The organism is Paenibacillus sp. 1-18, assembly GCF_000520755.1.
In the GTDB taxonomy this organism is placed as follows: Bacteria; Bacillota; Bacilli; order Paenibacillales; family Paenibacillaceae; genus Paenibacillus; species Paenibacillus brasilensis.
Genome location: NZ_ASSB01000238.1, coordinates 37,243 through 56,805, shown reverse-complemented (window position 1 = coordinate 56,805; position 19,563 = coordinate 37,243). Strand labels below are relative to the sequence as shown.

General features: G+C 45.2%; 15 protein-coding genes, 1 tRNA gene and 1 pseudogene. 1 reads left to right on the top strand and 16 read right to left on the bottom strand.

Translation table 11 applies throughout. The annotated features are described in order from the left end of the window. The 12 genes and pseudogenes from L693_RS28140 to ilvB form a co-directional block, all read right to left on the bottom strand. Positions 1-526: ATP-binding cassette domain-containing protein (locus L693_RS28140; RefSeq protein ID WP_155983840.1), on the bottom strand; the 526-nt coding region annotated here is incomplete at its 3' end. A 365-nt stretch (positions 527-891) separates the two neighbouring features. After that, positions 892-1,930 (bottom strand): annotated as a pseudogene (locus tag L693_RS0114885) (polysaccharide lyase family 1 protein). Positions 1,931-2,197: 267 nt separating this feature from the next. Beyond that, positions 2,198-2,268 (bottom strand) — tRNA-Gly (locus L693_RS0114880). Between the two features lie 106 nt (positions 2,269-2,374). Next, a complete protein-coding gene (locus tag L693_RS0114875; protein ID WP_025717932.1) occupies positions 2,375-4,516 on the bottom strand; it encodes a bifunctional diguanylate cyclase/phosphodiesterase in 2,142 nt (713 codons plus the stop codon). Between the two features lie 340 nt (positions 4,517-4,856). Continuing rightward, positions 4,857-5,960: an ATP-binding protein gene (locus L693_RS0114870; RefSeq protein ID WP_025717931.1), complete on the bottom strand. Its 1,104-nt coding sequence runs from the start codon at positions 5,958-5,960 to the stop codon at positions 4,857-4,859. Between the two features lie 338 nt (positions 5,961-6,298). Further along, positions 6,299-6,715, bottom strand: coding sequence for a hypothetical protein (locus tag L693_RS0114865; RefSeq protein ID WP_007429530.1), 417 nt, complete (start codon positions 6,713-6,715; stop codon positions 6,299-6,301). A 254-nt stretch (positions 6,716-6,969) separates the two neighbouring features. Then, complete coding sequence (locus tag L693_RS0114860; protein ID WP_013370083.1) at positions 6,970-7,509, bottom strand: peroxiredoxin; 540 nt, start codon at positions 7,507-7,509, stop codon at positions 6,970-6,972. A 339-nt stretch (positions 7,510-7,848) separates the two neighbouring features. Then, positions 7,849-8,925: a 3-isopropylmalate dehydrogenase gene (gene leuB, locus L693_RS0114855; protein WP_007429528.1), complete on the bottom strand. Its 1,077-nt coding sequence runs from the start codon at positions 8,923-8,925 to the stop codon at positions 7,849-7,851. 203 nt (positions 8,926-9,128) lie between these two features. Continuing rightward, positions 9,129-10,670: a 2-isopropylmalate synthase gene (locus tag L693_RS0114850; protein WP_025717930.1), complete on the bottom strand. Its 1,542-nt coding sequence runs from the start codon at positions 10,668-10,670 to the stop codon at positions 9,129-9,131. Between the two features lie 126 nt (positions 10,671-10,796). Next, positions 10,797-11,789, bottom strand: a complete 993-nt coding sequence (gene ilvC, locus L693_RS0114845; RefSeq protein WP_007429526.1) for a ketol-acid reductoisomerase — start codon at positions 11,787-11,789, stop codon at positions 10,797-10,799. A gap of 163 nt (positions 11,790-11,952) precedes the next feature. Continuing rightward, entirely contained in the window at positions 11,953-12,438 is a 486-nt protein-coding gene (gene ilvN / locus L693_RS0114840; RefSeq protein ID WP_025717929.1) for an acetolactate synthase small subunit, read from the bottom strand. A 1-nt stretch (position 12,439) separates the two neighbouring features. After that, positions 12,440-14,185 carry a biosynthetic-type acetolactate synthase large subunit gene (gene ilvB / locus L693_RS0114835; protein ID WP_025717928.1) on the bottom strand — a complete coding sequence of 582 codons (1,746 nt, stop codon included), beginning with the start codon at positions 14,183-14,185 and terminating at the stop codon, positions 12,440-12,442. Between the two features lie 610 nt (positions 14,186-14,795). Here ilvB and L693_RS0114830 point away from each other — a divergent pair. Then, entirely contained in the window at positions 14,796-15,236 is a 441-nt protein-coding gene (locus L693_RS0114830; RefSeq protein ID WP_025717927.1) for a GNAT family N-acetyltransferase, read from the top strand. Between the two features lie 33 nt (positions 15,237-15,269). Here the strand turns inward: L693_RS0114830 and L693_RS0114825 are convergent, their stop codons facing one another. The 4 genes from L693_RS0114825 to L693_RS0114810 all read right to left on the bottom strand — a co-directional run bounded on the left by L693_RS0114825 (position 15,270) and on the right by L693_RS0114810 (position 19,449). Then, entirely contained in the window at positions 15,270-15,605 is a 336-nt protein-coding gene (locus L693_RS0114825) for a hypothetical protein (protein ID WP_025717926.1), read from the bottom strand. A 272-nt stretch (positions 15,606-15,877) separates the two neighbouring features. Then, positions 15,878-16,837, bottom strand: coding sequence for an ABC transporter permease (locus tag L693_RS0114820; protein ID WP_025717925.1), 960 nt, complete (start codon positions 16,835-16,837; stop codon positions 15,878-15,880). A 1-nt stretch (position 16,838) separates the two neighbouring features. Then, positions 16,839-17,918, bottom strand: a complete 1,080-nt coding sequence (locus L693_RS0114815) for an ABC transporter permease (protein ID WP_025717924.1) — start codon at positions 17,916-17,918, stop codon at positions 16,839-16,841. Beyond that, on the bottom strand, positions 17,911-19,449 hold the full coding sequence (locus L693_RS0114810; RefSeq protein WP_025717923.1) for an ABC transporter ATP-binding protein: 1,539 nt from the start codon (positions 19,447-19,449) through the stop codon (positions 17,911-17,913). The genes L693_RS0114815 and L693_RS0114810 overlap by 8 nt, the downstream gene beginning before the upstream one ends. Positions 19,450-19,563 lie beyond the last annotated feature (114 nt).

The window sequence follows — 19,563 nt, the reverse complement described above, 5'->3', positions numbered from 1 at the left end:
CGGCCAACCGCACTCTGGTCTTTTGCCCGCCGCTCAGATCGCCATAGGCAATAGACCACGTCTCCGCAGGCATTCCCATTCGGGTAAGCGCCTTTTCCACCTCAGACTCCCAGGCGAAGCCTTGCAGGCGTTCGTATTCATCCCTCAGTTCGCCGTAACGCTCCAGGTGATGCTCCGCGTCCTTTCCAGCATCGGCCAGGTCAGCTTTCAGCTGTCCCAACGCTTGCTTGAGGTGCCAGTGCTGTGGGCTGGCCTGCTGTGCAGCCTCCAGTGCCGTCCGGGACAAATTCACCGTATCCTGCTGTTTCAGCCAGCCACGCTCTTCCAGCGGTAAATCATGCTCTACTTGACCAGAAGTTGGCGCTTCATCTCCGTTTAATATTCGTAATAGCGTCGTTTTTCCCGCTCCATTTCTTCCAAACAGCGCGAGCCGTTTTCCCTCCGTCACTTCCAGCGATATATTCTCAAACAAAGGGATTCCGTTCCATTCCTTTACTACATTGCGAACACGTAAAATGGTTTTCATACCATCATCATCCTTTCCCAGTCCGGTCTTCACGCCGGAAGCAATAAAAAAAGCCGCAGAAGGCTGCGGCTTGCATACAAGGAAAATAGAATGACTGCTATGATCGTTTCAGAACACACGCTTATGCAAAAATAAAACCATGAACGAAAAAACCGACTCCCGTTCCGGAATAAACGCATACGTCCCAACTCTCATTTCAGACACACTTCTCCCGTTGCAGCTTGCAGCCGCCTGCCAGTAACTGTGCAGTTCAATGGGAAAATCAGTGTGCTTACTTCATCGGACGTATGGTTACCTTCCTTTTCATGGGATGCTTGCTTGAAGTCAGTATAGCAGATAAAAATGCATTTGCAATAAATTAAGAGTTATTTCCCAAATACCAAGGTTGTATTGGACGAACCGGCATATTTAGTTACAAACTCTTTGGTATATTCAGGCGTTTGAACCTGGTAGCTGTAGTTCTTGCTTGGATTCCAGCTGGTTACACGCGATTTTTGGTTTTTGATGGCTGGAAAACTCCCCACGTCTTTAAACTCGCCATTGGCTTTATCATCAAGAATACCACCTTTTTCACTACCTTTGCCAAAGTAGTTGTACTCGGAATAAATTCTTGCATTCGTAGCTATGGTGTAAGCCAGTTGGAAGTTATTAATATAGTTATTTTTAACATGGAAATATCCATATCTCATAAGCCCTGGGCCACGGACAAGCAAGTTTTCAAAATAATTATTGGCAATTGTGATATGGGGCATGCCATCATAATTTTTATTACCGTCATCAGGATAACCCAGAATGAGACCATATTTATGATTAGCAAACCTCGAATTACTGATGGTTACATAATCGGCCGATTGCCCTATATACAAAAGTTTGTCCAAATCCGAACCATTCGGATCATAATTGTGACCCGCAAAAGTAACGTGATCAATCCAATAGTTAGTACCCGCAGTAAGATATAACTGGATGTCATCGTTACCGTTAATGTTGGCACTGTGTTCAAAAGTTAAGTTTTGAAAGATTACATTTCCTGATTAGCTGTTGTTTTCAAATGAATATTGACCAGCTTGTTTTGCGCGTAAGAACCAATGAGCGATTTGTTGGAGCCGATATTGACAACGGTTTTGGAGGAGGCAGAAATATTCTTTTCAATCACCAAAATTTTTGGAGTGGAATCCCCTAACTGGTTTTTCAAATCGTTAAGATTGTTGATATAGATAACCTGACCGTTCTTGCCCCGGTTGTACTAGGCTTGGAAGCTCCATTTTCATTTTTAGCCTGTCCAGCAAAGCCAGTCATTCCGTTCGTTGACGTATTCGGAAAGTCAGCTGCAGCGAACGAAGAGCTTACCGGAAAGGTAAAAAGCACAAACGTTAACACTAAAAAAAGAAGATAATTTTTCCTCATTACAGTTACATCATCCTTTTTTATATTATATCCCATTTATATAACTATACTTATTTTTCAAAAAATGGTAAATATCTCTCTTTATCTGTTTATTTATAGCATATAAGCGAAATAATCGGATTTTTATTTGTATAACATTGTAAAATAGTTCATAAGAACGCAAAAAAGCCGGGATGCCCAATGGCCCCTGGCTAAAATGTGTTCATCTAATTACGAACAAAATAAAAACCCTTGCTTCACAAGGGTTTCTAATGTCTTAAAACAGAAAGCGGGTGATGGGAATCGAACCCACGCTATCAGCTTGGAAGGCTGAAGTTCTACCATTGAACTACACCCGCATTTTAAAACATCTCAATTCTTATGTGGACACGCTCAAGCTATTGTCAAACAACTGAATCAGGATGTTATATAGTATAACTCACCTATCTGTAAAATGCAAGTAAACTACATACTATCCTGAGACAGCCAATTCATAGGCTCACGCAAAAATAATTTTTCAAAGGCTTCTGCCGGAATGGGACGGCTAAAGTAATACCCCTGTCCTTCATGGCATTCCTGGGCCTGCAAAAAATGAAGCTGCTCCTCGTTTTCCACGCCTTCTGCTGTAACCTTCAGCTTCAAATGGTGAGCCATGGAGGCAATGGTAGATACGATGGCTGCATTTTTGCTGTCGACCAGTACCTCATTTACAAAAGAACGATCAATTTTAAGACGGTCTATCGGAAGATTTTTTAAATAATGCAGCGAGCTGTAGCCTGTACCAAAATCGTCGATACTGATTGCAACCCCGATGGCCTTTATTTTCTTCAATTGTTCAAAAGCCCGATCCTTGTCAAAGGTCATACTTTCGGTAATCTCCAGCTCCAGATAGCACGGTTCCAGTTTTGTATAGGCCAAAATACCCCGAATGACATCCACCAGTTTGATTTGCTGAAATTGGCGCATGGATAAATTGACCGATATCGGGATCGGTTGGTATCCCGCCTCCTGCCAGCGCTTGTTTTGTAGACATGCCTCCCGTAGCACCCACTCTCCCAACGGCACGATCAAACCGCTTTCTTCGGCCACCGAAATAAAATCTCCCGGCATCACCATCCCACGCTGGGGATGATTCCAACGCACTAATGCCTCAAAACTGGTTAACTCGCCACTTCGCAGATGAACACGTGGCTGATATACCAATGAAAATTCTTCATTTTCAAGTGCGCGCCGCAGATCATTTTCCAATTGGAGTCTTTCATGCGCTCGCATCTGCATCACACTGGTATACTGCTGAAAATTCACTCCTTGCTCCTTGGCACTATGAACAGCAGTATCCGCATGCTGAATAAGTTGCTCACTCTGATCTGCGTCCAATGGGTACATAGCTATACCTACGCTTACCATTACATGATAAGACTCTCCACTAATATTAAAAGGCTGATCGAACAGCTTCACCATATCATCAATCCGATTCCTCATGGCTCCCATATCTTCGTGCCCTGTTAGAAGAAATGCAAATTCATCTCCACCCATGCTGAAGACCTCTTCCCCCTCATGGCTAAAATGTCCCAAGCGTTCACCTACCGCATACAGCAGGTAATTCCCAGCCATATGTCCGAGCGAATCATTAATCGTTTTGAAACGATCAATATTCAGCACTAAAAGCGCTACTGTCTCCTCCGATTTCAACGAATCGCGCAACAATTTATCCAGACGCTGGGACAGTCGGCGACGGTTCGGAAGTCCTGTAATATCATCAGTATAGGCAATGAAATTAAATTCAGATTCTGCCGCCTGCTTTTCCCGGTAGGGAACTAAAACCATTTGCCGGACCAAACCGTTCAGCAGATTATAAAACGCCATCGTATTGATCAAAAGTCCCATAAGATGATTGACATCGCTCATTTGCTCAGAAAACATATAGAACAACTGGCTCACAACACAAAGTCCATTCCCACGAATAATAAGAAACATGCTATATTCCGCCGGGAGTAATTCGCGATATCTTCGTAAACCGAAGATAATAGTAGACACGAGCAGCAACATAACCACCAGATTCAGCATCCATCCGGGATTTTCAAATTCAGGCTTTATACGAAGATCCGGTAATTCGGTATCATAAGCCTTAATAACCCCTAGTATGAGCAAAATACAGCTTATACCTGCCCACAAAGCAATTGTCTTGTATCCTGACTTTGTTTTTCTATAGGGGAGCAAACAAATGATTAAGAACATGATAGCAGTAAAGGCTCGATTCACAAACAAAAGCCATAACGAAATATTCGAAGACAAAGAAAGATCTGTCAGGCTTAGGAAACTAACCGAAACGATATGAACAAGGTATAGCATTCCTGTCACTAGAAATGTGGGCGCAATAAAAAGTCTCTGCAAGGATAGTTGCTCCAGCAGAACGGACCAGGATTGATAAAAAATAGAAAAACAAATCGCGGCGCAGGCAAAACCTATAACTGGATATACCAAGAAATAAATATTATGAGAGTATATCTTATCCAAAGTTACATGAAATAACTGAACCAAGATAAACAAACCTATCGCAGCAATACCAATGCCAATCGTTCTCTTTATTTCCAGTCGTATACTCATTCAGCCTCTTCAGCCCCCTGCATATCGGACCATTCCGATCATCTAAGATGTTTGACAGCTTTGGAAGCCGTTGTTTAAGTCTATAGTATCAAAAATAATGTTGTATTCTGGTATATAATAGCATTTAATCTGTGAAAGGTGAATCTTTTTTTAGTCTTATATTCACGAATTCATTTTCGCACTCACGCAAAAAAACGAGCTTAGAGTCCCAAAAAAGCGCATAATCTTTTCAGATTATGCGCTCCAGGCGACCTTTTTCAACATTGTGATACCTATACTCCAGCGCAACATAACACAAAAGAATCTGCACACAGCACTCCTTTGCAAAAACTGTACAATTTTAAACCACAGGAAGCGTGATTTTAAATTGTGTCCCCCTTCCATGCTTGCTGTCTACATGAATAAAACCTCCGTGATTTTTGATAATTCGATAGCTCACAGCCAGTCCCAGACCAGTTCCACTTTCTTTCGTTGTAAAAAAAGGATCGAATAAACGCGACAATGTATTGTGATCCATACCCAATCCGTTATCTTCAATGCAAATGTGGACATAGGAGCCTTCAAGCACCGTATGGATATCAATGCATCCCTCTCGTTCATCACTGATGTTTTCAATGGCATCCATCGCATTTTTTATCATATTGAGAATAACCTGCTTAATCTGCTTTACATCAATGGAAACCCTCATGAGCTCTTCATTTTCATCCAGTGCGATCTGGCAGCCTTTCATCAATGCCTCGCTTTCTGTCAGCATCACAACCTCTTTCAGCAATCCCATCACAGATACAGCCGTTTTTTGCGGAGCCGAAGGCTTGGACGAATTCAAAAACTCGTAAATAATGTCGTTTGCACGATCAATTTCGGTTAAAATAATGCGGGCATACTCATCTCTGCCCAGCTCCATCAAATGTGGTCGAAGTAACTGAATAAAACCCCGAATTGCAGTAAGCGGATTACGGATTTCATGGGCTATGGAAGCAGAGATGCGTCCCAGCATCGCCAGCTTGTCATTTTGGTATGCCGTCTGTTCAATCTGCTTATAATCCGACACATCCTTGACACTAAACAAAAAATTGCCGTCCATCTGATCCCCGTAGGTCACTGTTATCAACCAATGCCGACCATACTCATCAATTAACTCGTGATAGCGCTTTCTATGAAAGATAGTTTCTTTATAAATCCGCATAATTTTCTTCTTCTTAAACCGACTTAACTCAGGATGATGCAAAATTTGCATCAGGTTGCGACCCGCCAGCGAACTACGTGGTAATTCCAGCAATTTCGCCATTTGCACGTTAATAAAGGTCAGTACCCCGTCACTGTCAAACAGCATGATACCACTATCCAGGTTCTCCAGCACATTTTCATACTTGTTATTGGCGATCTGTGTGGGAGGGCAAGCTCCCACGGTATCAAGCAAGGCTTCTTGGAATTCACTGATCATGCCAGGCTTCCCCCTTGTTTCGGAATGATAAACTGGCCGTATCGGACGCGTAACATTCTTGCAGAAGAGAAAGACAATCTATCGACTACCCTTCAATGGTGTAGAAAACAGATTCACATAAATCCGACCATCTCTTTCCAATTCGAGTCTTATTTTATGATAGACAAGATCAAGGATTCGAGTCAATCGGAAAAAGTGTCGAATCCAAATTTTTATCCCGTTTTCTTTCGTCATAATATATGCGCAACATTACCAAAACGAAAGAATAAGTTAGGAATAGGCGCCCTACACACCAAAGAAGCTCTCAATTCTCGAGAGCTTCTTTGGTGTGTAGGAAGTCAACTGCCGCTCTTATTATGTTGAAGCCGGGATCGTCTTTGGCTCATAACAGCCAGTCTTCTCTTAAGCTCTCCCTGCCATTTTTCATCATTCATCTGTTTGGCTACCATCAATAAATCAAGCGACATGTCAATTTGACGCTTCACAATTTCAAATGCATCTTCGCTCTCACGATTTACACAGTTTTCAAATATAGTATCATCATCTTCCATGACATAATCCTGAAAGTCAATCTCGCTTGCCCCATCTCCATGTGCATATTCAGCCAAAATTTCATATTCATTTTCGACTTTATAATGAACTTCAATGCGACGACATACCGGGCAAAACAGCAAAGGAACATTATGGACTTGGGTACGGTAATGCTTCAGCGTTCCCTTGGTTCCTACCATGCTTGCTCCACAGCAATAACTCATCCGGGCTCAGCCTCCTCTGAACAAAACCTGTTCTGCCTTGTTATCTTCTACACTACCTTATTCGCTTTCGTCAGCCAAAATTCCTCTAGGACATAACAACATTTCCATAATTATTTGTTACTTTTCTCTGTATTACTCCATGTAAACCGGCTTACCCTAATATTCTCACTGTATAACACAGGCAAGCAAGCCCCCAATATCGGTATAAAAACCGTTTGTTGGGGGCTTGCTTGTTCAATATTCAATATCTGATATTACAGGTTTTTGTCGCCTGGTTTCCAGTTCATTGGGCACAAGCCACCGGATTGCAGAGCTTGCAGTACACGCAATGTTTCTTCTACACTGCGACCAACATCGTTGTGGTTAACCACTTGGTATTTCAATTCGCCTTCTGGATCAATGATGAACAAGCCGCGCAATGCAACGCCTTCTTCTTCGATCAGAACGCCATAATCGCTTGCTGTTTTTTTTGTGATGTCAGAGGCCAACGGGAAGTTCAGTTTGCCCAGACCGTTATTTTCTTTAGCTGTGTTAATCCATGCTTTGTGACTGTGTACAGAGTCTACACTGATACCCAGAATTTCAGTATCCAGCTCTTTGAATTGGTCAGCAGCATCGCTCAATGCTGTAATCTCCGTTGGGCACACAAAAGTGAAATCCAGTGGATAAAAGAAAAATACGAGCCATTTGCCACGGTAATCGGAAAGCTTCACCGAACCAAATTCTTGACCGTCCCCACTCACTGTTTCCAATGCAAAATCAGGTGCAGGTCTTCCTACCAATCTTTCTGCCATAACATGAAATCCTCCTTTAAAATATGTAAGAAAAACACCAATTGTGTTCTCCTCAATCATCTGTATTGTATTAACAGCTTACTTGATAAATGTTATCACTCGCACAATTCAAAGTCAATATTGTAACCATTACTTTTTTATAATTATTTTAAACTAGAAGGAAAATTCATGATTTATACACATTTGCTATCTTACACTTCCCCATACACAAGCAGCCCCTGATTACTCAGGAGCTGCCCAGGGCTAACATTTGCTGTAATAGCGTTACTATATAATTGACTGTATAAGCTTACTATATAATAGGTAGCTTTTTTTCAAAACAGGTACACTTATGGGCTTTTAGCGAATAGCTGCTGCGATCAGGTCACCCATTTGAGTTGTCGAGATGGCTTGAGATTTATCCACTGCAATATCCGCTGTACGATGTCCTGCATCCAGTACCTCAGCTACCGCTTTCTCAATAGCATCAGCCGCTTTCTCATACCCGAAGGTGAGTCGGAACATCAAAGCAACGGACAAAATCGTTGCAATCGGATTTGCCAGTCCTTGTCCTGCAATGTCCGGCGCCGAGCCGTGCACTGGCTCGTACAGACCAAAGCTGCCTTCTCCGAGTGATGCAGAGGACAGCATACCGATAGACCCGGTCAGCATAGCCGCTTCATCACTAAGAATGTCACCAAACATATTTTCCGTCACGATGACGTCAAAGCTGGATGGACGACGCAGCAATTGCATTGCACAGTTATCCACCAAAACATGCTCCAACTCTACATCTGGATAATCTACAGCGACCCGGTTAACTACTTCGCGCCATAAACGGGAGGTTTCCAGTACGTTAGCCTTGTCTACCGATGCAAGCTTTTTGCGACGTTTTTGTGCAATCTCGAAAGATTGACGAACAATCCGTTCTACTTCCGTTACATTATATGCACAGGTATCAACTGCCTCCTCACCCTGAGCGCTCTCACGTCTGAACTTCTCACCGAAATAGATACCGCCCGTCAGCTCACGCACGACGATCAGATCTGTTCCTTCCAATACCTCTGGCTTCAGTGTAGAAGCGTCCTTAAGACAATCAAAGACGACAGCGGGACGAAGATTCGAAAACAGGCCGAGCTCTTTACGAATACCCAGCAGGCCGGTTTCAGGACGAAGTTCCTTAGGATTGTTATCCCATTGTGGCCCACCTACCGCCCCCAACAATACAGCATCTGCAGATTGACATACAGCCAGTGTTTCTTCGGGCAATGGTGTTCCCTTTTTATCAATAGCGATTCCGCCAAACAGCGCATGCTCTGTTTCAAACGAAAGACCAAACACTTCTTCCGTACGTTTCAAAATTTTCTCTGCCTCAGCGACCACTTCCGGTCCGATGCCATCACCAGCTATTACCGCAATCTTTTTCACGTCTGCCATCACGTACACTCCTCTTGTTATACAGCCATACGGGCGTATTTTTCATATCTTCTTTGTAACATATATGACAGGACTTTGACTAAGATATAGAATCTATCAATTCAATAGGCTTAGCCTATAAGCTGGATTTTCTATTTACATATAACAAAACAGGACCGGGAACACCCAATCCTGTAATATCAATCACTTCAAATCGTATATATTTAGGACTTGTAATCTACGCGATTGCTGTAGTTTGTACGCTTGTCAATCAAACCGTTCAGCGCATCCACGTAAGCCCGGGCACTCGCTTCCAGAATATCAGTGCTTACGCCACGTCCCTGCACAGACAGCCCGTTTTGAGTCAGCACCACATGCACTTCACCCAAAGCATCCTTACCATGGGTAACAGACTTGATGGAGTAATCCGAAAGTACAACGCTCTCGCCGCTGGCTTGATCAATTGCATTGTAGATCGCATCGACAGAACCGTTCCCTTCAGCCTCTGTCTCAATAATCTGACCTGTGTCGTTAACCAGACTCACTTTGGCAGAAGGCGTAGCCTCATTGCCATAAGTTACGAAAATCGTTTTCAGCTTGAAGACTTCAGGTGTATCTGCCAGTTTTTCTTCCAGCAACGCCAGGATATCATCATCCGATACTTCCTTCTTCTTGTCAGCCAAGTCCTTGAACTGCCCGAAAGCACGGTTCAGTTCTTCCTCGCTCAATTCGTAGCCCAGCTCAATCAAACGCTCGCGGAAGGCATGACGTCCGGAGTGCTTGCCCAGAACCAGCTTGCTTTCCTTCAGACCGATACTTTCCGGCGTCATGATTTCATAGGTTGTTTTTTCCTTCAGCATGCCGTCCTGATGAATACCTGATTCATGGGCAAAAGCATTCGCACCAACAATCGCCTTGTTACCCGGTACCACCATCCCTGTCAAACGGCTGACCAAACGGCTCGTACGGGCAATTTCAGACAATTGCAGAGACGTTTTGGCCTGGAAAAACTCCTGTCTCGTTTCCAGCGCCATTGCAATCTCCTCAATAGCTGTATTTCCAGCACGCTCGCCAATGCCATTAATGGTTCCCTCAATCTGATCGGCTCCGTTCAGGATGGCAGCCAGCGTATTAGCGGTAGCCATGCCCAGATCATTGTGGCAATGCGCACTCAGCTGAATCTTTTCCACATCAACTACATTTTCCTTGATATGCTTGAAAATATTGCCGTATTCATAAGGTGTCAAGTAGCCCACTGTATCTGGAATGTTAACGACAGACGCACCCTCCTGTACAGCCATAGTGACCATTTCAACTACAAAATCAAGCTCTGTTCGACCTGCATCCTCCAAAGAAAACTCCACTTTGGGCAAATACTTTAGCCCGTAGCGAATGGCTGAACGTGCGGTTTCCAACACCTGTGCCTTCTCCATCCGCAGCTTATGCTGACGGTGAATCGGAGAGGTCGCCAAGAAGATATGGATACATGGGTCCTGGGCTCCCTTGAGCGCCTCGCGAACCGCGTCAATATCCTGCTCCCTTGCACGTGAAAGGCCAATGACTGTTGAATTTTTGACAGCCTTGGCAACTGCATTAACGGCGGCCAAATCCCCTGGTGATGCAGCCGGGAATCCAGCTTCCATACGGTCAATACCCAGTTTTTCCAACTGATGGGCAATCTCTACTTTCTCACGGGTATTCAAATTCACGCCCGGTGACTGTTCTCCGTCTCTCAACGTTGTGTCAAATATATATATTTTGCGCAACGTAACGCACCTCCCTCAGGATTAGGACCTTTAAATTACAATGCGGCTCACGCAATAAGCAGGGCCGCATTGTAATTTAAACTTTATGAATAAATCATTTTATGGAATTCATTGTACAAAAAGAGATTATTTCTTGATCCAATGCATCATTTCACGCAGTTGTCCGCCCACCACTTCAATCGGATGGTTAGCTTCGTTGCGACGAGTAGCCGTCAGGAATGCGCGTCCGGATTGATTTTCAAGGATAAAGTCACGAGCAAATTTACCTTGCTGGATATCAGTCAATACTTCCTTCATCGCTTTCTTCGTATCTTCTGTTACCACACGTGGTCCAGTTACATAATCACCATATTCCGCTGTATTACTGATGGAATCGCGCATCGTTGCCAATCCGCCTTCATACATCAGGTCAACAATCAGCTTAAGCTCATGCAAGCATTCGAAGTAAGCCATCTCAGGAGCATATCCTGCTTCAGTTAGTGTTTCGAAACCTGCTTTTACGAGTGCGCTCACGCCGCCACACAATACCGCCTGCTCACCGAACAGGTCCGTTTCCGTTTCTTCACGGAAGGAGGTTTCGATTACGCCCGCACGTGTACAGCCAATGCCTTTTGCGTAAGCAAGACCGATTTCCTTGGCTTGGCCCGTTGCATCCTGCTCAATTGCGATCAGGCCCGGTACGCCAAAACCTTCTACATAGGTACGACGTACCATATGTCCTGGGGATTTTGGAGCAACCAGCAATACATCACTATCTTTAGGAGCTACGATTTGTCCGAAATGAACATTAAAACCATGGGAGAACAGAAGAGCTGCACCTTTTTTCAGGTTAGGTTCAATTTCATTTTTGTACACAGAAGCTTGTGTCTCATCCGGCAACAAAATTTGAACCACATCTGCACGGCTTGTTGCATCAGCTACGTTCAGAACTTCAAAACCGTCGTTTCTTGCGACATCGGCTGATTTGCCTTCACGCAAACCAATAACAACATTCACACCACTGTCACGCAGGTTTTGTGCTTGAGCATGTCCTTGGCTACCGTAACCGATAACGGCAACTGTTTTTCCTTTCAATACGCTAAGTTCTGCATCTTTTTCGTAGTACGTTGTAACTGCCATGGTTAATTTCCTCCTTTTAATTGGACCCTTCATAATGAGCGGGTACTCCAAGAGACTTTACCTCGCGAACGGTATCTCCAAATCCCTTCGAGCCCCCGCTCTTATGCGGGCGGTTCTTTATTGATGTAATGCGCTATAAGCGGTAATACGTTAAAGCTCCATATTAAGCATTGCCACGTATCATCGCTGTAACCCCGGTTCGGGTGAGCTCACGAATACCGTATGGCTTCAACAGCTCGATCATGGCGTCTATTTTTTCGGTATCACCAATGACCTGAACGATCAGGCTCGTCGTTCCAACATCAATTACAGCTGCTCTGAATGTTTCCACCACACCCATGATTTCTGGTCGTTGAGGTGGCTCTGCCTTTACCTTGATCATCGCCAATTCACGAGCAACCATCGGCTTTGAACTGAGATCAATGACCTTGATTACATCAATCAGCTTATAAAGCTGCTTTTCGATCTGCTCCAGGTTGTTCTCATCTCCTACAGTTACAATGACCATGCGGGATAAGCCAGCTTCTTCCGACTGACCAACGGTGATGCTCTCAATGTTAAAGCCACGGCGACCGAACAAGCCAGACACCCGCTGCAATACGCCGGGATGATCATTTACCAGTACAGCAATGGTATTTTTAGTCGTCATTTTACTCGTCCCCCATCAACATTTGATCAATTGTCGAACCTTGTGTCACCATCGGATATACATTCTCTTCCTTGCTGACTACAAACTCGACAACGACCGGTCCGGGTGTATCAAGCGCCTCCTGCCAAGCCCGACGTGCCTCTTCCTTATTTGTAGCACGCAGACCTTTTACACCGTATGCTTCAGCCAGTTTCACAAAATCCGGACTTCCAGCCAGATCAATGTGACTATACCGATTGTCATAGATCAATTCCTGCCATTGACGAACCATCCCAAGTACCTGATTGTTAATGATTACGATTTTGACCGGGATGTTATTGATAGCACAGATGGCTAACTCCTGTGAACACATTTGCATACCGCCGTCACCGTTAATCGAGATCACCAATCTGTCGGGATTGGCCATCTGAGCACCAATCGCAGAAGGAAAACCAAAGCCCATCGTACCCAGTCCGCCAGATGTTACCCATGAGCGCGGCTGATTGAATTTGTAATACTGTGCTGCCCACATTTGATGCTGACCCACGTCGGTCGTAATGATTGCGCCGCCCTTGGTTGTTTCATCCAGCAACTCGATAACCCATTGTGGCTTGAGCACTGTATCGGAATCCTTGTAAGAATAAGGCTTTTCGTTCTTCCATTGCTGAATTTGCGCTCTCCATGCATCTGCCTGATCTGCGCGTTTCACATCCTGATTCAGCAATTCCAGTACCGCCTTCACGTCGCCTACAATTGGAATATCGGTCGCAACGTTTTTTCCAATTTCAGCAGGGTCGATATCAATGTGGACGATTTTGGCTTGTGGAGCAAATCCGTCCAGTTTGCCTGTCACCCGATCATCAAAGCGAGCACCGATACAGATCAGCAAATCCGACTGTTGAATAGCCTGATTGGAGGTGTACGTTCCGTGCATACCCGGCATTCCTGTCCACAACTCGTGTCCGCTCGGGAAAGCTCCCAGCCCCAGCAATGTTGTCGTAATCGGAATTTCCGTTTTACGAACAAACTCGTAAAGTGCCTCATGTCCACCAGAGTATACAACCCCGCCACCGGCCAGAATGAACGGGCGTTCTGCCTCGGAAATGGCCTGAGTCAGCTTGTCTAGTTGAATTTTATTAGGCAGCACTGTCGGGTTATAGCCCCGCATGATCACAGGTCCCGTTTGTGGGGCAAACAGCGTTTGGGCTGCCGAAATATCCTTCGGAATATCAATTAGCACCGGTCCCTTGCGGCCTGTGTTGGCAATATGAAATGCCTCATGGATGATCCGCGGCAGTTCCTCTACATCTCTTACCAAATAGCTGTGCTTCGTAATCGGCATTGTAATCCCCGTGATATCAGCTTCCTGGAAAGCATCCGTGCCGATCAGGGAGGATATAACATTACCCGTGATGACCACCAGCGGTACCGAATCCATAAAAGCCGTCGCAATACCAGTTACCAGGTTTGTCGCACCAGGTCCGGATGTCGCGATACAAACCCCAACTTTTCCGCTTGCTCGTGCATAACCATCTGCCGCATGAATAGCTCCTTGCTCGTGACGGGTGAGGACATGCTTGAAATCCTCAAAGCCATACATGGCATCATAAATATAAAGCACTGCACCACCAGGGTATCCGAAGACACAATCTACTCCCTCCAGCAACAGGCTACGGAGCAAAATTTCCGAACCTGTAATCACTTCAGGTTCCATCCACTTTTGACGTAATTCATCGGTTGACCGAACTTCAGGAATTTGTGCACTCATTGGTCATCCTCCTTTACAAAATTTACATACAGCTGACATTTGTGAAAACAAAAAAACCTTCCATCCCTAGAACAGACTTGCTGTTACTGAGGGACGAAAGGCTGTAGCTTCCGTGGTACCACCCGTGTTTGCCCGATATCTCACAATATCGAACCTTGGCAGGTACAGAAATCACAAAGGATTCCCATATCTGGCGTCTGTAACGTAGACCGTACGATTTTCCCTAATAGGGATTTAGCGACCGTTAAATTTCATCGGGGCCAAATACTTTTCAGGAAAACAGCTCCAAGGTGAGCTCGTTAAAAAGGGATTTTGGTGAAGCTTGCAGCTAATGCCTCACTCTCTGAACAAAAGAGCCCTAATCACTTCGTCCTCTTCATTGCCGTTGAGTTCATGATTCTTTCAAATGTTTAGACACATTATATGTCCCCCATCTGGGATAGTCAATACCCAGATTTCATAAAAATTTATGTTTATCTTTTGCAGCACCTCATAGTAGCACGCATGTAACCGGTACCCGCATATTATAAAAAGACCACACGGTAAGACGGGTGTACACCTCCAAAGCCACGTCTTGTCTTGTTAACAGGGTAGAAAAGGAGGCCCGTTTATGATTCGCAAACGCGTTGCTCAGGATGATACGGTGATCTTCCGTCTGATCGAGCAGGAGCTTGTCCCCCTATCACATTTAAGCGCCCAAGACATGGAGCAAATACGAAAAGAATTACCCCGGCGCTTAAACCGGGGCATCACTTTTGTGGCTTGCAGGCCGGATAATGCACAGGTTGTTGGCTTCATTCATGTTATGCTGCATGGAGAACTGTTATACATTGATTTGATCGCAATTTCTTCAGCTCATCAAGGTAAGCACTACGGAAAAAAATTACTGGAGTATGCCGAACACTACGGACGAATGCGACGCTGCAAGCGGGCCAAAGTCATGGTGGACGAAGACAATATCCGGGGAATCCATTTTTATCTGCGTCACCAATATCACATGCTGCGATACGTAGCCCTGAGCCGATGCCACGAACTTGAAAAATCACTGTGAAAAGCGGCCTCTTTGGATCATGGTCTTGTTATCCTAAAATAAATTGGGGTAATACGGATAACCTACTCCGGGGTACCCAGGACCAGATTGAGGACCATATCCCGGTGCACCATAACCTGGTCCGTAACCGTTATATCCACCTCCGTAGGCACCAATGTAAGGGGCCGTGCCGATGGCAAGCAAGTCAAACAGCACCAGGGGAATAATCGCCTTCGTGTTGACCTTTTTCTTGCGGTTTGGTTGAAGAACCAGTCGGTTACCCGAAATGCGGATCAGCTTGCCGCTGACCTGGGAACCATCCTTGCGAGTAGCGAAGATGACTTTGCCGACAAGCTTCTCCACCTGCTTTCTGGTTACTGCCTGTTTCATCGCATTTCCTCCTTCTTTCTCAACGAATGGACAGATTGAACGGCTCCTTGATAGCTCACCACCACCACAAAATAGACTGGAGCTGACAGGGGCCGAGCGTCCGTCCAATCTGCATAGCACATTCTATTCTCTTCATACCAGAAGCGTATGTTTAAATGCCTGCACAACCTAAAAAAATCTAGTACCTGCAGATGCAGATACCAGATTTTCAGATGTCCAATTTACAGTTTTAAAACATACCGCAGTCAGCCGTTGGTGAGTTATTAACGTTACTAACGCTTGCTTGGATCATAAAGTTGACCCAATGCAGCCGGAGCCCGTGACCGGCCTACAGCTGCTACCAGTACAATAATCGTCAAGAGATATGGCAGCATAAAAATAATTTCCTGGGGAATACTTTGCGACCATGCAAACAATTGTACATAGTTGCGAATAGCTTGTGAAAAACCGAAAAACACGGCCGCGCCAAAAGCACCGAGTGGATTCCATTTACCAAAAATCATGGCGGCAATAGCAATATACCCCTGGCCTGAAACTGTATTGTGCGAGAACATATTGGTTGTAGTCAGGGTGATCGTAGCTCCACCAATACCAGCCAGCGCACCACTGATCATAACGCCGATATAACGAAGGCGATTAACCTTGATCCCTACTGTATCCGCTGCACCTGGATGCTCCCCAACCGAACGCAAACGCAAGCCAAACGGAGTTTTATACAAGACGAAATATCCAATAATAACCAACAAAATAGCCAGGTACGTCGTTGGATATGCCTGGAAAATGGCTTTCCCTGCAATTGGAATATCCACAAGATAAGGAATGGAGATTTCGTTAAAACCCTGAATACGACCGGTGTCACCATCACCTTCAAATAAAAGCTTGACCATGTATAGCGTACTACCTGCCGCCAGAAAGTTAATGACAATCCCGCTTATGACTTGATCGGCTTTAAACGTAATCGAAGCTACAGCATGAATCAACGAAACCAGTATACCGAACACCGCAGCCGATAGCACACCTACCCAAGCTGCAGAGGTCCCTCCCAGCCCCGCTTGTTCGGCATAAAATCCGCCGACACCAGCCGCAAACGCCCCGAATACCATAAGTCCTTCCAACCCGAGGTTCGTTACACCTGATTTTTCTGAAAAAACTCCGCCGAGAGACGCAAATATAATCGCCGTCGCAAAAACGAGCGTTGTATGGATTAATTCACCAAGTGTTAACCAACTCATTTTACAACACCTTCTCTTTCTTCCGCTTGGAGTAGAGCGGCTTCACAACCCAACGCACAATTCCTTGGGCCGCAATGAAGAAAATAATCGAGCCAATGACCACCCGGATAATTTCGGGCGGTACATCTGCGCTAAAGCTCATCCCCGCGGAACCATACGTAAGCGTTCCGAACAAAACAGAGCCCAGCAGCACGCCGAACGGATTATTCATTCCGATCAGAGCCACGGCGATACCGTCAAATCCGGTTCCTGGTGATCCGGCCATGACGGATTGGTAATGGAATACCCCTAACACTTCAAATGCACCCGCCAATCCTGCAAAAACACCGCTAATAAACATCGCTTTTACGATATTACGGTTTACGTTCATACCAGCATAACGGGATGCATCCTGATTAAATCCAACAGCCCGAAGCTCATAGCCCTGCTTTGTTTTCCACATGAAAATATAGAAAAACACCGCCGCCAGCAAAGCAATAACCGTACCCCAATGGACCCGGGCATTTCCCATCATCTGCGATAACCAATCAATGGAAATGGAAGCCGAAGGCTGAATGTCGACCGAACGATTTTCACCCTCCATTAATGCGAACTGATTAATGACCAGGTTGGCCAAATACAGACCGATCCAGTTCATCATAATGCATGTAATAACTTCATTTACGCCTCGCTTAGCCTTCAAATAGCCCGCAATCGCAGCCCACAGGCCACCGAAAACTGCCCCTGCAATTACAGCCAGCGGAGCATGAATGATAGCAGGCAGTCCATGAAGCTTGATGCCCACGATTGAAGCGGCTGTCATGCCTACCAGAAACTGACCTTCACCACCAATGTTAAACAGTCCGGCGCGAGCTGCAAAAGCAAATGCCAGCCCCGTCAAAATCAATGGGGTCATTTCACGGATAGCCTCGCCAAAGTTGTATGAATCTCCGTATACACGGCTAAACAAAGCGGAATAAGCCACAATGGGATCGTACCCGCCAATCAGCATCACAACAGCACCCAGAAGAAGACCCAAAATAATAGAGACCAGTGCCAGTACAAAGGAGTCTTTCGTAAATATTTTCAATAGGTTAGCCATTCTCTGCTCCTTTCTTCACTGCACTTCCTGCCATCATAAGTCCCAATTCCTGGTCATTCGTTTCTTCCGGCAGCACTTCCCCGACAATCTTGCCCTCATAGATGACAGCAATTCGATCGGACACATTCATAATCTCATCCAGTTCAAAAGAAATAAGAAGGACCGCTTTACCTTGATCCCGCTGAGCAATCAGTTGTTTCTGGACAAACTCAATGGCTCCGACATCCAGACCGCGTGTAGGCTGCGCTGCAATAAGAAGATCCGGGTTCTTGTCAATTTCACGCGCAATGATAGCCTTTTGCTGATTTCCCCCAGACAACGCTCTTGCCTTTGTGTGAATATCTGGTGTTCTTACATCGAACTTCTCGATGAGACTTTTTGCCTGTTTATCGATCGCTTCTTTGTTCAAAAAGCCATTTTTACTGTATGGTGCTTGATAATACGTCTCCAGCACCATATTTTCACTCATGGAAAAATCAAGCACCAGCCCATGTTTATGGCGGTCCTCCGGTATATGCGAAATACCTGCCTCGGAAATTTTGCGTGGCGACTGATTTGTAATCTCTTGCCCAAGCAATTGAATGCTTCCACCATCGACCTTGCGCAAGCCTGTCAAGGCTTCAATCAGCTCACTTTGTCCATTGCCGTCTACGCCAGCAATCCCCAAAATTTCGCCCGCCTTAACCTTCAGGTTCAACTCATTCAGAACACTAATGCCATCCTTGTTTTTAGAGACCACATTGTTCATTTCCAGTACAGTCTGTCCTGGCTGTGCACGCTGCTTGTCCACTTTAAAGGACACACGACGACCTACCATTTTCTCGGCCAGCTCATTCGGTGTTGTTGCTGACGTTTTGACCGTATCAATAACCTGACCTCGACGAATAATGGTAACTGTATCTGCAATTTGCATGATTTCTTTGAGCTTATGCGTGATAAGAATGATAGATTTACCTTCAGCTACCAAGCGCTTCATAATGTCCAGCAGCTCAGTGATTTCTTGTGGTGTTAGTACTGCTGTAGGCTCGTCGAAAATGAGAATATCTGCACCGCGATAGAGAGTTTTGATAATTTCCACACGTTGCTGCATACCGACCGATATATCCTCAATTTTGGCATTTGGGCTTACCTGCAGGCCATATTGCTCAGACAACCTCTGTACTTCGGCGGCAGCCTTTTTATAATTGATTTTCAGACCCTTACGAGGCTCGGAGCCCAAGACAATATTTTCGGTAACGGTAAACGGCTGTACAAGCTTAAAATGCTGATGCACCATGCCGATCCCCAGATCAATCGCCTTATTGGGGCTATCAATCTGCACTGGTTTACCACCGACTTCAATCGTCCCTTCTTCCGGCTGATACAGTCCGAAAAGAATATTCATAAGCGTAGATTTACCCGCGCCATTCTCGCCCAAAAGGGCATGAATTTCTCCCTTATGCAGCTTGATGCTGATAGAGTCGTTGGCAACGATGCCAGGGAATCGTTTTGTAATGTTCTTCAACTCAACGACGGGGGTCGCTGCATCCATGAAATCACCCTTATACACTTTATAGTATGTGCTCCAATGAGCTGACTGACCTTTATGATTCGTATAACTCCAGACGTAAGAACAAGGCTAGTCTTATGAACCAGCCTTGTCTCC

What these genes read in the sequence shown, in the direction of transcription:
- L693_RS0114875 (WP_025717932.1), bottom strand. Translation starts at nt 4,516, where the DNA reads ATGAGTATACGACTGGAAATAAAGAGAACGATTGGCATTGGTATTGCT.
- L693_RS0114870 (WP_025717931.1), bottom strand. Translation starts at nt 5,960, where the DNA reads ATGATCAGTGAATTCCAAGAAGCCTTGCTTGATACCGTGGGAGCTTGC.
- L693_RS0114865 (WP_007429530.1), bottom strand. Translation starts at nt 6,715, where the DNA reads ATGAGTTATTGCTGTGGAGCAAGCATGGTAGGAACCAAGGGAACGCTG.
- L693_RS0114860 (WP_013370083.1), bottom strand. Translation starts at nt 7,509, where the DNA reads ATGGCAGAAAGATTGGTAGGAAGACCTGCACCTGATTTTGCATTGGAA.
- leuB (WP_007429528.1), bottom strand. Translation starts at nt 8,925, where the DNA reads ATGGCAGACGTGAAAAAGATTGCGGTAATAGCTGGTGATGGCATCGGA.
- ilvC (WP_007429526.1), bottom strand. Translation starts at nt 11,789, where the DNA reads ATGGCAGTTACAACGTACTACGAAAAAGATGCAGAACTTAGCGTATTG.
- ilvN (WP_025717929.1), bottom strand. Translation starts at nt 12,438, where the DNA reads ATGACGACTAAAAATACCATTGCTGTACTGGTAAATGATCATCCCGGC.
- ilvB (WP_025717928.1), bottom strand. Translation starts at nt 14,185, where the DNA reads ATGAGTGCACAAATTCCTGAAGTTCGGTCAACCGATGAATTACGTCAA.
- L693_RS0114830 (WP_025717927.1), top strand. Translation starts at nt 14,796, where the DNA reads ATGATTCGCAAACGCGTTGCTCAGGATGATACGGTGATCTTCCGTCTG.
- L693_RS0114825 (WP_025717926.1), bottom strand. Translation starts at nt 15,605, where the DNA reads ATGAAACAGGCAGTAACCAGAAAGCAGGTGGAGAAGCTTGTCGGCAAA.
- L693_RS0114820 (WP_025717925.1), bottom strand. Translation starts at nt 16,837, where the DNA reads ATGAGTTGGTTAACACTTGGTGAATTAATCCATACAACGCTCGTTTTT.
- L693_RS0114815 (WP_025717924.1), bottom strand. Translation starts at nt 17,918, where the DNA reads ATGGCTAACCTATTGAAAATATTTACGAAAGACTCCTTTGTACTGGCA.
- L693_RS0114810 (WP_025717923.1), bottom strand. Translation starts at nt 19,449, where the DNA reads ATGGATGCAGCGACCCCCGTCGTTGAGTTGAAGAACATTACAAAACGA.